Origin of the sequence: Endozoicomonas sp. ALD068 (genome assembly GCF_049310145.1) — a bacterium.
Taxonomy (GTDB): domain Bacteria; phylum Pseudomonadota; class Gammaproteobacteria; order Pseudomonadales; family Endozoicomonadaceae; genus Endozoicomonas_A.
Map to the genome: position 1 here is coordinate 6,966,266 of NZ_JBLYNU010000004.1, position 16,070 is coordinate 6,982,335.

Annotated in this window: 5 protein-coding genes; all 5 read left to right on the top strand. The window is 48.6% G+C overall.

What is annotated here, in order from left to right:
- Positions 1-118: 118 nt before the first annotated feature.
- On the top strand, positions 119-4,810 hold the full coding sequence (locus ACO6V5_RS25190; RefSeq protein WP_422492186.1) for a hypothetical protein: 4,692 nt from the start codon (positions 119-121) through the stop codon (positions 4,808-4,810).
- 503 nt (positions 4,811-5,313) lie between these two features.
- Entirely contained in the window at positions 5,314-9,813 is a 4,500-nt protein-coding gene (locus ACO6V5_RS25195) for a hypothetical protein (RefSeq protein WP_422492187.1), read from the top strand.
- Positions 9,814-10,316: 503 nt separating this feature from the next.
- Positions 10,317-13,223, top strand: a complete 2,907-nt coding sequence (locus tag ACO6V5_RS25200; protein WP_422492188.1) for a hypothetical protein — start codon at positions 10,317-10,319, stop codon at positions 13,221-13,223.
- Entirely contained in the window at positions 13,210-15,381 is a 2,172-nt protein-coding gene (locus ACO6V5_RS25205; RefSeq protein ID WP_422492189.1) for a hypothetical protein, read from the top strand. The genes ACO6V5_RS25200 and ACO6V5_RS25205 overlap by 14 nt, the downstream gene beginning before the upstream one ends.
- 503 nt (positions 15,382-15,884) lie before the next feature.
- A partial coding sequence (locus tag ACO6V5_RS25210) for a hypothetical protein (protein ID WP_422492190.1) occupies positions 15,885-16,070 on the top strand: 186 nt, incomplete at its 3' end.

The following is a 16,070-nucleotide window of genomic DNA, read 5'->3' on the forward strand; positions in this document are numbered from 1 at the left end:
TGGGGATTCGCTGCATGCATTGGAATTAGTCGGCTCAAGCCCGCTACCAGCTCATTTCCTGTATTCCAATAAGTTGGCTGAACCTGAACAGCCCGATCCTCTTCGAGGGTGTCACGAGTTGACTCCCGTCATTCCCGGCTTCATTCTCGTCATTCCCGCGAAGGCGGGAATCCACACTGACTCACCACCAGAACCTTACTGCCCGGTGCCCCAATGGCCTTGTCATCCCCGAGAAGGCAGATATTCACCGTTGGCGCTGGATTCCCGCCTTCGCGGGAATGACGACCTCAGAGCATGCGAACGAGCTGTTGGAGTTTTGCGACACCCTCCGGAGCGTGGGAACGAGTTGTTGGAGTTTTACGTGCCCCCTGAAGTTCTGGAGAACACTTCCAATGCGTTGATCGCCGGGGGCACCGCCGGTGGAGATGATGGCAATAAGCCACCTGACGGAAACAGCGGGAGTCCTGACCCAGAACCCCAACCTGTCCTTACCCTTATTCCTGATCCTGTCCAAACTTGTCTGCAGCAAAAAAAGCAACTGCTTCTAATATTACAAATCAAACGACTATGGGCGATTATCACAGGCCAAACAACGCTGGCCCGGATTTTGTCAGACCGGATCATGGTGATTGAAGCCGATCTTCTTGATCTGGAAAGGTCAGACCCTGGCACGATTCAACCGGGTCTGGTTCAGACATGGCTGGCAGAGAATGGTCAGGAACTCAGAGTTTACCGTGAGATTATTTCTGGCAAATATTCTGGCCGTCAGGCTGGTAACGGGAAAAAGAATTCATCCTCCCGAACGGCCAAAGCATCAACGACTGCGGCAACAGGTCAGACCGGCCAGACAAGCGGATCTGCTGCCCGTAAAAGGGGAACCGGTTCGACAGGCGCCAATGGTCGTGGAGACGATGACCCACTAAACCCCTCAGCCGAGCAGAATACCGGAAATTCGCTTGTCGCTTGTTCGAAGTGTGACAAGGCATTGAATCCACAGGAATTAGGACGTGTAGCAAATCAGACAGCAGCTTCAGCATTGTTGTGCAACAAGTGCCTGTCGGGCATTCAAGGTAACAAAAGGGTAAGACGAATCCGGGAAGAAGCAGAACCAGATGCATCAGAGCCCGCTCCGAAAAAAAAGAAGGGCCCGGGTAGAAAGAGAAATAATTCAACCGCTGTTGCTGAACCAGCGGCCAAAAAAAAGAAACCGGCAGACACTCAAATTCCCGATGAACCATTAGGAAAAATAAAAGCAAATATCAAGTACGAATTAAGTCAGGAAGAGCTGGAAAAAGTGCAAACCTTAATGGCGGTATTCAAGGAAAAAAACATCACTGTAAAAAACACTTTTTATAAGCTGCTTGGTTTCGTAGATAGAGATTATTTTAATGGCTTCTTCGATAATGCTGCCGCCTTTTTTGGGCACCTTTCTAAAAACGTCAAAAACACAGGCATGCTGACCGGCATGCTGAATAATAGCAAAAAACATATCCGTAGTTTTGCAGAGCGTAGCCAGAATGAACTCGAATATTTAGCAAGTCTGGATGTATTGACATCCTTATCGTCCATGAACGCTGGCAAAGGCGTGCCCACAGATGAGGAAGTAAAAGCAATACTGGGCTGGCCGGAATGGAAAGACAAGAATGGCGAGTTCAATATAGAGCTATTCCGCTCTTTCTCGTCCATGAATAATGGCAAAGGCGTGCCCACACATGAGCAAGTGAAAGCAATACTGGGCTGGTCAGAATGGAAAGACAGGGATGGTGAGTTTAATACGAAATTGTTCCGATCCTTCTCGTCTATGAATCATGGCAAAGGCATCCTCAAACATGAGCAAGTGAAAGAGGTGCTGGGCTGGCCGGAATGGAAAGACAAGGATGGCGAGTTCAATATGGAGCTGTTCCGCTCCTTCTCATCCATGAACAATGGTAAAGGCATGCTCAAACAAAAGGAAGTCAAAGAGGTGCTGGGCTGGCCGGAATGGAAGGACAAGGATGGCGAGTTCAGTATGGAGCTGTTCCGCTCCTTCTCGTCTATGAATCATGGCAAAGGCATGTTCAAACAAGAGGAAGTGAAAGAGGTGCTGGGTTGGCCGGAATGGAAAGACAAGGATGGCGAGTTCAGTATGGAGCTGTTCCGCTCCTTCTCATCCATGAATAATGGCAAAGGCATGCTCAAACAAAAGGAAGTGAAAGAGGTGTTGGGCTGGCCGGAATGGAAAGACAAGGATGGCGAGTTCAATATGGAGCTGTTCCGATCCTTCTCGTCTATGAATCATGGCAAAGGCATCCTCAAACATGAGCAAGTGAAAGAGGTGCTGGGCTGGCCGGAATGGAAAGACAAGGATGGCGAGTTCAGTATGGAGCTGTTCCGCGTCTTCTCATCCATGAATATCAGCAAAGGCATGATTAAACATGAGGAAGTGAAAGAGGTGCTGGGCTGGCCGGAATGGAAAGACAAGGATGGCGAGTTCAATATGGAGCTGTTCCGCGCCTTCTCGTCTATGAATCATGGCAAAGGCATCCTCAAACATGAGCAAGTGAAAGAGGTGCTGGGCTGGCCGGAATGGAAAGACAAGGATGGCGAGTTCAATATGGAGCTGTTCCGCTCCTTCTCATCCATGAACAATGGTAAAGGCATGCTCAAACAAGAGGAAGTGAAAGAGGTGCTGGGCTGGCCGGAATGGAAAGACAGAGATGGCGAGTTCAGTATGGAGCTGTTCCGCTCCTTCTCATCCATGAATAGTAGAAAGGGCATGCTCAAACATGAGGAAGTGAAAGAGGTGCTGGGCTGGCCGGAATGGAAAGACAAGGATGGCGAGTTCAGTATGGAGCTGTTCCGCACCTTCTCATCTATGAATCATGGCAAAGGCATCCTCAAACATGAGGAAGTGAAAGAGGTGCTGGGCTGGCCGGAATGGAAAGACAAGGATGGCGAGTTCAATATGGAGCTGTTCTGCGCCTTCTCGTCCATGAATAATAGCAAAGGCATGCTCAAACATGAGAAAGTGAAAGAGATCTTGGGTTGGCCGGAATGGAAAGACAAGGATGGCGAGTTCAATATGGAGCTGTTCCGCGCTTTTTCATCCATGAATAATGGCAGAGGCATGCTCAAACATGAGAAAGTGAAAGAGGTGCTCGGCTGGCCTGAATGGAAACACAAGGGTGGCGAGCTCAATATAAAGCTGTTCCGCGTTTTCTCGTCCATGAATCACAGCCAAGGCTTGCCCAAACATGAGCCTGTGAAAAAAGTGCTGGACTGGATAGGTTGCCGGGGGGCGCCCAATCACAGGCTACTGCAAATCATGACCAGGCTCTGGGCATCAGCAGGGCTACCTGCTATCAAGATGCTGCAACACCGGGAAACACAACTGAAACAGTTACTGCTTACAGAACTTACCGGAGAACACAGCAACCCGGATAATGAAGGAGATGATAAATACAATCGCCAGATAAAAACAGTCGCTCTTTATCTTTCCACCCCTAAGCCAGACTGGTCGCTAACATGGACAGTTTTAAAACAGTTCTGCCAATACCATAAAGAGACTAAAACGGTTCTGATGCTGGAATCATTGATAGGGCTTTTATCTTCTTCTGGAGGGAAAAGTGTCAAACGTTACCTTCAGGCTAATCAACTGGATCGGCATTTTTTGTGGCGTCATTCAATGAAAGCCGTGCCTTTGCGCGTGTTAAATAGAGCAATGTTCCTGTGTTCTTCCGATGAAGACAGGGAGCGTTTTGTCTATTTTGCCAAGCGGCTGAAGTCATTGCCGGATAAAAGACTATGGGAGCATTACTCAGCCCTGTTGCAACCATTGTCGGCGGTGCTGAAACTCGACTCTATGCAAAGGTTCTATCTGGAAATCCTGCAACCCTTAACAAAGGATGATCAGCTGCGTTTTCTGGATGCCAGCCATGCCCGGGCTGTATTCGATCTGTTTCCCTCGTTGAGCGCCCTGCAAAAACTCAGCAAAGAGCATTCTTCCCATTGGTTAAACAAGCTGCTTGAAGCCTGCCTGCAACTAAAAACCCATGACATCACCAAAGAAGGCATCCAGATACTGTTTGAAGCGCTGCTCAAAACCCATAGTCTTCTACCCTGGGATCACGATATCCCCGATCACTTTTTGTCCGGGATGCAAACGACCGACAACAACCATGTTGAGATACCTGTCTCCGGACTTATCCAATCAGGAGAACAGTTGGCCCTGAGCTATATCGCTGTGTTGATGCAGAACCTCAATGAGATGTCTTTTACCGTCAAAGGGCAGTGGCTTGAGGTTGAGGTGCCAGGTGATGGAGTTCAAAACTACCGCTTTCCAATGCCACAGCTGGAAATACAGGATGAAAAAATGGCCATCAGCAACTGGTCAGAGGAACAGTTCAGGACTGTTTTGAAAATCACCGGGATATCTGAACACTATTATTTGACTGCAGATCAATGGCAGAAACTGGATAACGTTCAATTCAGGCAAGCTGAAGCATGTCAGCCAGAGAATGAATTGGAACCACAAAAACAGGCGTTTGGCAGTTTATGGTTAAAGCTCAACCAGACAGAAATTTTTGGCACCGAAATACTGAATTTACTGGAGGAGTACGAGAGCGAAATGGAGCTTATGCATACAGTGACCCTCCTTAAAAAAGCCAGAATCGATACCGATAACCGCATACTGGAAGAATGGCGGCAACGGGCGTGCAGAAAAATAGAACAGTTAAAAAAGCAAGACCCTTTATTATCCGATGTTGCTCCTGATGTTTATCAGGGTTGTCAGGAACTGGAGTTGCTTGATGGGTGTGGGAGTATTTTTTAAAAAGACTTGTGTCGTCTGATAAAGCTTCTGAAAACAAACTGTCTGCCAAATCCGTTTATGGCAAGCTCGCCAGTGCGGTGCTATAAAATCTAGCGCAAACGTCAATCATCAGGCCTAAGCCGGATGACGTACGAATTTTTTCCACTAGCGAATGGATTCACAGAAGCTGATTTTATTAGCCTGGATCTATGAGACGCTCACAACAAAACAAAGCTGCCTGCTCGATGGTCCGATCACTGCTTCTGCTAGTGACGATGTTGTTTGGGGATTCGCTGCATGCATTGGAATTAGTCGGCTCAAGCCCGCTACCAGCTCATTTCCTGTATTCCAATAAGTTGGCTGAACCTGAACAGCCCGATTTTCTTCGATGGCATCACAAAACTCTGGCTCCCATGCTTTTAGGCCCTGTAAGTCGCGGGCGTGGGTGCCCATATGTTATCTCAAGTGGTAGTATCTGGCTTTCAGGGGAGATATGCATTCCCACGCCGGAGCGTGGGAACGAGTTGACTTCCATCATTCCCGGCTTCATTCTCGTCATTCCCGGCTTCATTCTCGTCATTCCCGGCTTCATTCTCGTCATTCCCGCGAAGGCGGGAATCCACACTGACTCACCACCAGAACCTTACTGCCCGGTGCCCCAATGGCCTTGTCATCCCCGAGAAGGCAGATATTCACCGTTGGCGCTGGATTCCCGCCTTCGCGGGAATGACGACCTCAGAGCATCCGAACGAGCTGTTGGAGTTTTGCGACACCCTCCGGAGCGTGGGAACGAGTTGTTGGAGTTTTACGTGCCCCCTGAAGTTCTGGAGAACACTTCCAATGCGTTGATCGCCGGGGGCACCGCCGGTGGAGATGATGGCAATAAGCCACCTGACGGAAACAGCGGGAGTCCTGAACCAGAGCGCCAACCTGACCTTACCCTTATTCCTGATCCTGTCCAAACTTGTCTGCAGCAAAAAAAGCAACTACTTGTAATATTACAAATCAAACGACTATGGGCGATTATGGCAGGCCAGACCACCCTGTCCCGGATTTTGTCAGACCGGATCATGGTGATTGAAGCCGATCTTCTTGATCTGGAAAGGTCAGACCCTGGCACGATGCAACCGGGGCTGGTTCAGACATGGCTGGCAGAGAATGGTCAGGAACTCAGAGTTTACCGTGAGATGGTTTCTGGCAAATATTCTGGCCGACAGACGGGTAACGGGAAAAAGAATTCATCCTCCCGAACGACCAAAGCATCAACGACCGCGACAACAGGTCAGACCGGCCAGACAAGCGGATCTGCTGCCCGTAACAGGGGAACCGGTTCGACAAGCGCCAATGGTCGTGGAGGCGATGACCCACAGAAACCCTCAGCTGAGCAGAATACCGGACATTCGGTTGTCGCTTGTTCGAAGTGTGACAAGGCATTGAATCCACAGGAATTAGGACGTGTAGCAAATCAGACAGCAGCTTCAGCGTTGTTGTGCAACAAGTGCCTGTCGGGCATTCAAGGTAACAAAAGGGTAAGACGAATCCGGGAAGAAGCAGAACCGGATTCATCAGAACCCGCTCCGAAAAAAAAGAAGGGCCCGGGTAGAAAGAGAAATAGTTCAACAGCTGTTGCTGAACCACCGGCCAAAAAAAAGAAACCGCCAGACACCCAGATCTCCGATGACCCACTGGAAAAAATAAAAGCAAATATCAAGTACGAATTAAGTCAGGAAGAGCTGGAAAAAGCGCAAACCCTGATAGAGGTATTCAAGGAAAAAAACATCACTGTAAAAAACACTTTTTATAAGCTGCTTGGTTTCGTAGATAGAGATTCTTTTAATGGCTTTTTCGATAATGCCACCGCTTTTTTTGGGCACCTTTCTGAAAACTTCAAAAATACAGGCATGCTGACCGGCATGCTACATAATAGAAAAAAACATATCCGTAGTTTTGCCGAAAGTAGCCAGAGTGAACTCGAATATTTAGCAAGTTTGGATCTCTTGACTTCCTTCTCGTCCATGAATAATAACAAAGGCGTGCCCACACACAAGGAAGTGAAAGCAATCCTGGGCTGGCCAGAATGGAAAGATGAGAATGCCGAATTCAATACGGAGCTGTTCCGCGCCTTCTCGTCCATGAATCATGGTCAGGGCCTGCCCAGACATGAGGAAGTGAAAGAGGTGCTGGGCTGGCCGGAATGGCAGGACAAGGATGGCGAGTTCAGTATGGAGCTGTTCCGCGCCTTCTCATCCATGAATAGTAGAAGAGGCATGCTCAAACATGAGCAAGTGAAAGAGGTGCTGGGCTGGCCGGAATGGAAAGACAAGGATGGCGAGTTCAGTATGGAGCTGTTCCGTGCCTTCTCGTCAATGAACAATGGCAAAGGCATGCTCAAACATGAGCAAGTGAAAGAGGTGCTGGGCTGGCCGGAATGGAAAGACAAGGATGGCGAGTTCAGTATGGAGCTGTTCCGCTCCTTCTCATCCATGAATAATGGCAAAGGCATGCTCAAACATGAGCAAGTGAAAGAGGTGCTGGGCTGGCCGGAATGGAAAGACAAGGATGGCGAGTTCAATATGGAGCTGTTCCGTGCCTTCTCGTCCATGAATAGCAGCAAGGGCATGATTAAACATGAGGAAGTGAAAGAGGTGCTGGGCTGGCCGGAATGGAAAGACAAGGATGGCGAGTTCAGTATGGAGCTGTTCCGCTCCTTCTCATCTATGAATCATGGCAAAGGCATGCTCAAACAAGAGGAAGTGAAAGAGGTGCTGGGCTGGCCGGAATGGAAAGACAAGGATGGCGAGTTCAATATGGAGCTGTTCCGCTCCTTCTCATCCATGAACAATGGCAAAGGCATGCTCAAACAAGAGGAAGTGAAAGAGGTGCTGGGCTGGCCGGAATGGAAAGACAAGGATGGCGAGTTCAGTATGGAGCTGTTCCGCGCCTTCTCATCTATGAATCATGGCAAAGGCATGCTCAAACAAAAGGAAGTGAAAGAGGTGCTGGGCTGGCCGGAATGGAAAGACAAGGATGGCGAGTTCAATATGGAGCTGTTCCGCGCCTTCTCATCCATGAATAGCTGCAAGGGCATGCTCAAACATGAGGAAGTGAGAGAGGTGCTGGGCTGGCCGGAATGGAAAGACAAGGATGGCGAGTTCAATATGGAGCTGTTCCGCGCCTTCTCGTCCATGAATAGTGGCAAAGGCATGCTCAAACATAAGGAAGTGAAAGAGGTGTTGGGCTGGCCGGAATGGAAAGACAAGGATGGCGAGTTCAATATGGAGCTGTTCCGCTCCTTCTCGTCCATGAACAGTGGCAAAGGCATGCTCAAACAAAAGGAAGTGAAAGAGGTGCTCGGCTGGCCGGAATGGAAACACAAGGATGGCGAGTTCAATATGAAGTTGTTCCGCGTTTTCTCGTCCATGAATCATGGCCAAGGCTTGCCCAAACATGAGCCTGTGAAAAAAGTGCTGGGCTGGATAGGTTACCGGCGGGCACCCAATCATAGGCTACTGCAAATTATGACCAGGCTCTGGGCATCAGCAGGGCTACCTGCTATCAAGGTGCTGCAACACCGGGAAACACAACTGAAACAGTTACTGCTTACAGAACTTACCGGAGAACACAGCAACCCGGATAATGAAGGAGATGATAAATACAATCGCCAGATAAAAACAGTCGCTCTTTATCTTTCCACCCCTAAGCCAGACTGGTCGCTAAAATGGACGGTTTTAAAACAGTTCTGCCAATTGCATAAAGAGACTAAAACGCTTCTGATGCTGGAATCATTGATAGGGCTTTTATCTTCTTCTGGAGGAAAAAGTGTCAAACGTTACCTTCAGGCTAATCAACAGGATCGGCATTTTTTGTGGCGTCATTCAATGAAAGCCGTGCCTTTGCGCGTGTTAAATAGAGCAATCTTTCTGTGTTCTTGCGATGAAGACAGGGAGCGTTTTGTCTTTTTTGTCAAGCGGCTGAAGTCATTGCCGGATAAAAGACTATGGGAGCAGTACTCAGCCCTGTTGCAACCATTGTCGGCGGTGCTGAAACTCGACTATATGCAAAGGCTCTATCTGGAAATCCTGCAACCCTTAACAAAAGATGATCAGCTGCGTTTTCTGGATGCCAGCCATGCCCGGGCTGTATTCGATCTGTTTCCCTCGTTGAGCGCCCTGCAAAAACTCAGCAAAGAGCATTCTTCCCATTGGTTAAACAAGCTGCTTGAAGCCTGCCTGCAACTAAAAACCCATGACATCACCAAAGAAGGCATCCAGATACTGTTTGAAGCGCTGCTCAAAACCCATAGTCTTCTACCCTGGGATCACGATATCCCCGATCACTTTTTGTCCGGGATGCAAACGACCGACAACAACCATGTTGAGATACCTGTCTCCGGACTTATCCAATCAGGAGAACAGTTGGCCCTGAGCTATATCGCTGTGTTGATGCAGAACCTCAATAAGATGTCTTTTACCGTCAAAGGGCAGTGGCTTGAGGTTGAGGTGCCAGGTGACGGAGTTCAAAACTACCGCTTTCCAATGCCACAGCTGGAAATACAGGATGAAAAAATGGCCATCAGCAACTGGTCAGAGGAACAGTTCAAGACTGTTTTGAAAATCACCGGGATATCTGAACACTATTATTTGACCGCAGATCAATGGCAGAAACTGGATAACGTTCAATCCAGGCAAGCTGAAGCATGTCAGGCAGAGAATGAATTGGAACCACAAAAACAGGCGTTTGGCAGTTTATGGTTAAAGCTCAACCAGACAGAAATTTTTGGCACCGAAATACTGAATTTACTGGAGGAGTACGAGAGCGAAATGGAGCTTATGCATACAGTGACCCTCCTTAAAAAAGCCAAAATCGATACCGATAACTGCATACTGGAAGAATGGCGGCAACGGGCGTGCAGTAAAATAGAACAGTTAAAAAAGCAAGACCCTTTATTATCCGATGTTGATCCTGATGTTTATCAGGGTTGTCAGGAACTGGAGTTGCTTGATGGGTGTGGGAGTATTTTCTAAAAAGACTTGTGTCGTCTTATAAAGCTTCTAAAAATCAACTGTCTGTCAACTCCGTTCATGGCAAGCTTGCCAGTGCGGTGCTATAAAATCTAGCGCAAACGTGAATCATCAGGCCTAAGCCGGATGACGTACGAATTTTTTCCACTAGCGAATGGATTCACAGAAGCTGATTTTATTAGCCTGGATCTATGAGACGCTCACAACAAAACAAAGCTGCCTGCTCGATGGTCCGATCACTGCTTCTGCTAGTGACGATGTTGTTTGGGGATTCGCTGCATGCATTGGAATTAGTCGGCTCAAGCCCGCTACCAGCTCATTTCCTGTATTCCAATAAGTTGGCTGAACCTGAACAGCCCGATTTTCTTCGAGGGTGTCACAAAACTCTGGCTCCCATGCTTTTAGGCCCTGTAAGTCGCGGGCGTGGGTGCCCATATGTTATCTCAAGTGGTAGTATCTGGCTTTCAGGGGAGATATGCATTCCCACGCCGGAGCGTGGGAACGAGTTGACTTCCATCATTCCCGGCTTCATTCTCGTCATTCCCGGCTTCATTCTCGTCATTCCCGCGAAGGCGGGAATCCACACTGACTCACCACCAGAACCTTACTGCCCGGTGCCCCAATGGCCTTGTCATCCCCGAGAAGGCAGATATTCACCGTTGGCGCTGGATTCCCGCCTTCGCGGGAATGACGACCTCAGAGCATCCGAACGAGCTGTTGGAGTTTTGCGACACCCTCCGGAGCGTGGGAACGAGTTGTTGGAGTTTTACGTGCCCCCTGAAGTTCTGGAGAACACTTCCAATGCGTTGATCGCCGGGGGCACCGCCGGTGGAGATGATGGCAATAAGCGACCTGACGGAAACAGCGGGAGTCCTGAACCAGAGCGCCAACCTGACCTTACCCTTATTCCTGATCCTGTCCAAACTTGTCTGCAGCAAAAAAAGCAACTGCTTATAATATTACAAATCAAACGACTATGGGCGATTATGACAGGCCAGACCACGCTGGCCCGGATTTTGTCAGACCGGATCATGGTGATTGAAGCCGATCTTCTTGATCTGGAAAGGTCAGACCCTGGCACGATTCAACCGGGGCTGGTTCAGACATGGCTGGCAGAGAATGGTCAGGAACTCAGAGTTTACCGTGAGATGGTTTCTGGCAAATATTCTGGCCGACAGACGGGTAACGGGAAAAAGAATTCATCCTCCCGAACGACCAAAGCATCAACGACCGCAACAACAGGTCAGACCGGCCAGACAAGCGGATCTGCTGCCCGTAACAGAAGAACCGGTTCGACAGGCGCCAATGGTCGTGGAGGCGATGACCCACAGAAACCCTCAGCTGAGCAGAATACCGGAAATTCGCTTGTCGCTTGTTCGAAGTGTGACAAGGCATTGAATCCACAGGAATTAGGACGTGTAGCAAATCAGACAGCAGCTTCAGCGTTGTTGTGCAACAAGTGCCTGTCGGGCATTCAAGGTAACAAAAGGGTAAGACGAATCCGGGAAGAAGCAGAACCGGATTCACCAGAACCCGCTCCGAAAAAAAAGAAGGGCCCGGGTAGAAAGAGAAATAATTCAACAGCTGTTGCTGAACCAGCGGCCAAAAAAAAGAAACCGGCAGACACTCAGATCCCCGATGACCCATTGGAAAAAATAAAAGCAAATATCAAGTACGAATTAAGTCAGGAAGAGCTGAAAAAAGTGCAAACCCTGGTGGCGGTATTCAAGAAAAAAAACATCACTGTAAAAAACACTTTTTATAAGCTGCTTGGTTTTGTAGATAGAAAGTCTTTTAATGGTTTCTTCGATAATGCCGCCGCCTTTTTTGGGCACCTTTCTGAAAACTTCAAAAATACAGGCATGCTGACCGGCATGCTGGGTAATAGCAAAAAACATATCCGTAGTTTCGCAGAACGTAGCCTGAGTGAACTCGAATATTTAGCAAGTTTGGATGTATTGAATTCCTTCTCGTCCATGAATAATGGCAAAGGCGTGCCCACACATGAGCAAGTGAAAGCAATACTGGGCTGGCCAGAATGGAAAGACAGGGATGGCGAGTTTAATACGAAGTTGTTCCGATCCTTCTCGTCAATGAATAATGGCAAAGGCATGCTCAAACATGAGCAAGTGAAAGAGGTGCTGGGCTGGCCGGAATGGAAGGACAAGGATGGCGAGTTCAATATGGAGCTGTTCCGCGCCTTCTCATCTATGAATAATGGCAAAGGCATCCTCAAACATGAGCAAGTGAAAGAGGTGCTGGGCTGGCCGGAATGGAAAGACAAGGATGGCGAGTTCAGTATGGAGCTGTTCCGCGCCTTCTCATCTATGAATCATGGCAAAGGCATGCTCAAACATGAGCAAGTGAAAGAGGTGCTGGGCTGGCCGGAATGGAAAGACAAGGATGGCGAGTTCAGTATGGAGCTGTTCCGCTCCTTCTCATCCATGAACAATGGCAAAGGCATGCTCAAACATGAGGAAGTGAAAGAGGTGCTGGGCTGGCCGGAATGGAAAGACAAGGATGGCGAGTTCAGTATGGAGCTGTTCCGCTCCTTCTCATCCATGAATAATGGCAAAGGCATGCTCAAACAAGAGGAAGTGAAAGAGGTGCTGGGCTGGCCGGAATGGAAAGACAAGGATGGCGAGTTCAGTATGGAGCTGTTCCGCTCCTTCTCGTCCATGAATAATGGCAAAGGCATGCTCAAACATGAGGAAGTGAAAGAGGTGCTGGGCTGGCCGGAATGGAAAGACAAGGATGGCGAGTTCAGTATGGAGCTGTTCCGCGCCTTCTCATCCATGAACAGTGGCAAAGGCATGCTCAAACATGAGGAAGTGAAAGAGGTGCTGGGCTGGCCGGAATGGAAAGACAAGGATGGCGAGTTCAATATGGAGCTGTTCCGCTCCTTCTCATCCATGAATAGTCAGAAAGGCATGCTCAAACATGAGGAAGTGAAAGAGGTGCTGGGCTGGCCGGAATGGAAAGACAAGGATGGCGAGTTCAGTATGGAGCTGTTCCGCGCCTTCTCATCCATGAATAATGGCAAAGGCATGCTCAAACAAGAGGAAGTGAAAGAGGTGCTGGGCTGGCCGGAATGGAAAGACAAGGATGGCGAGTTCAGTATGGAGCTGTTCCGCTCCTTCTCATCCATGAATAATGGCAAAGGCATGCTCAAACAAGAGGAAGTGAAAGAGGTGCTGGGCTGGCCGGAATGGAAAGACAAGGATGGCGAGTTTAATACGAAGTTGTTCCGATCCTTCTCGTCCATGAACAATGGCAAAGGCATGATCAAACATGAGGAAGTGAAAGAGGTGCTGGGCTGGCCGGAATGGAAAGACAAGGATGGCGAGTTCAGTATGGAGCTGTTCCGCGCCTTCTCATCTATGAATCAGTGGCAAAGGCATGCTCAAACATGAGGAAGTGAAAGAGGTGCTGGGCTGGCCGGAATGGAAAGACAAGGATGGCGAGTTCAGTATGGAGCTGTTCCGCTCCTTCTCATCCATGAATAGTGGCAAAGGCATGCTCAAACATGAGGAAGTGAAAGAGGTGCTGGGCTGGCCGGAATGGAAAGACAAGGATGGCGAGTTCAATATGGAGCTGTTCCGCGCCTTCTCGTCCATGAATAGCAGCAAGGGCATGCTCAAACATGAGCAAGTGAAAGAGGTGCTGGGCTGGCCGGAATGGAAAGACAAGAATGGCGAGTTCAATATGGAGCTGTTCCGCTCCTTCTCATCCATGAACAATGGTAAAGGCATGCTCAAACAAGAGGAAGTGAAAGAGGTGCTGGGCTGGCCGGAATGGAAAGACAAGGATGGCGAGTTCAGTATGGAGCTGTTCCGCGCCTTCTCATCTATGCATCATGGCAAAGGGGTGCTCAAACAAAAGGAAGTGAAAGAGATGTTGGGTTGGCCTGAATGGAAACACAAGGGTGGCGAGCTCAATATAAAGCTGTTCCGCGTTTTCTCGTCCATGAATCATAGCCAAGGCTTGCCCAAACATGAGCCTGTGAAAAAAGTGCTGGACTGGATAGGTTGCCGGGGGGCACCCAATCACAGGCTACTGCAAATCATGTCCAGGCTCTGGGCATCAGCAGGGCTACCTGCTATCAAGCTGCTGCAACACCGGGAAACACAACTGAAACAGTTACTGCTTACAGAACTTACCGGAGAACACAGCAACCCGGATAATGAAGGAGATGATAAATACAATCGCCAGATAAAAACAGTCGCTCTTTATCTTTCCACCCCTAAGCCAGACTGGTCACTAACATGGACGGTTTTAAAACAGTTCTGCCAATTGCATAAAGAGACTAAAACGGTTCTGATGCTGGAATCATTGATAGGGCTTTTATCTTCTTCTGGAGGGAAAAGTGTCAAACGCTACCTTCAGGCTAATCAACAGGATCGGCATTTTTTGTGGCGTCATTCAATGAAAGCCGTGCCTTTGCGCGTGTTAAATAGAGCAATGTTCCTGTGTTCTTCCGATGAAGACAGGGAGCGTTTTGTCTATTTTGTCAAGCGGCTGAAGTCATTGCCGGATAAAAGACTATGGGAGCATTACTCAGCCCTGTTGCAACCATTGTCAGGAGTGCTGAAACTCGAATATATGCAAGGGCTCTATCTGGAAATTCTGCAACCCTTAACAAAAGATGATCAGCTGCGTTTTCTGGATGCCAGCCATGCCCGGGCTGTATTCGATCTGTTTCCCTCGTTGAGCGCCCTGCAAAAACTCAGCAAAGAGCATTCTTCCCATTGGTTAAACAAGCTGCTTGAAGCCTGCCTGCAACTAAAAACCCATGACATCACCAAAGAAGGCATCCAGATACTGTTTGAAGCGCTGCTCAAAACCCATAGTCTTCTACCCTGGGATCACGATATCCCCGATCACTTTTTGTCCGGGATGCAAACGACCGACAACAACCATGTTGAGATACCTGTCTCCGGACTTATCCAATCAGGAGAACAGTTGGCCCTGAGCTATATCTCTGTGTTGATGCAGAACCTCAATGAGATGTCTTTTACCGTCAAAGGGCAGTGGCTTGAGGTTGAGGTGCCAGGTGACGGAGTTCAAAACTACCGATTTCCAATGCCACAGCTGGAAATACAGGATGAAAAAATGGCCATCAGCAACTGGTCAGAGGAACAGTTCAGGACTGTTTTGAAAATCACCGGGATATCTGAACACTATTATTTGACTGCAGATCAATGGCAGAAACTGGATAACGTTCAATCCAGGCAAGCTGAAGCATGTCAGCCAGAGAATGAATTGGAACCACAAAAACAGGCGTTTGGCAGTTTATGGTTAAAGCTCAACCAGACAGAAATTTTTGGCACCGAAATACTGAATTTACTGGAGGAGTATGAGAGCGAAATGGAGCTTATGCATACAGTGACCCTCCTTAAAAAAGCCAGAATCGATACCGATAACTGCATACTGGAAGAATGGCGGCAACGGGCGTGCAGTAAGATAGAACAGTTAAAAAAGCAAGACCCTTTATTATCCGATGTTGATCCTGATGTTTATCAGAGTTGTCAGGAACTGGAGTTGCTTGATGGGTGTGGGAGTATTTTCTAAAAAGACTTGTGTCGTCTGATAAAGCTTCTAAAAACAAACTGTCTGCCAAATCCGTTTATGGAAAGCTCACCAGTGCGGTGCTATAAAATCTAGCGCAAACGTGAATCATCAGGCCTAGGCCGGATGACGTGCGAATTTTTTCCACTAGCGAATGGATTCACAGAAGCTGATTTTATTAGCCTGGATCTATGAGACGCTCACAACAAAACAAAGCTGCCTGCTCGATGGTCCGATCACTGCTTCTGCTAGTGACGATGTTGTTTGGGGATTCGCTGCATGCATTGGAATTAGTCGGCTCAAGCCCGCTACCAGCTCATTTCCTGTATTCCAATAAGTTGGCTGAACCTGAACAGCCCGATTTTCTTCGATGGCATCACAAAACTCTGGCTCCCATGTTTTTAGGCCCTGTAAGTCGCGGGCGTGGGTGCCCATATGTTATCTCAAGTGGTAGTATCTGGCTTTCAGGGGAGATATGCATTCCCACGCCGGAGCGTGGGAACGAGTTGACTTCCATCATTCCCGGCTTCATTCTCGTCATTCCCGGCTTCATTCTCGTCATTCCCGGCTTCATTCTCGTCATTCCCGCGAAGGCGGGAATCCACACTGACTCACCACCAGAACCTTACTGCCCGGTGCCCCAATGGCCTTGTCATCCCCGAGAAGGCAGATATTCACCGTTGGCGCTGGAT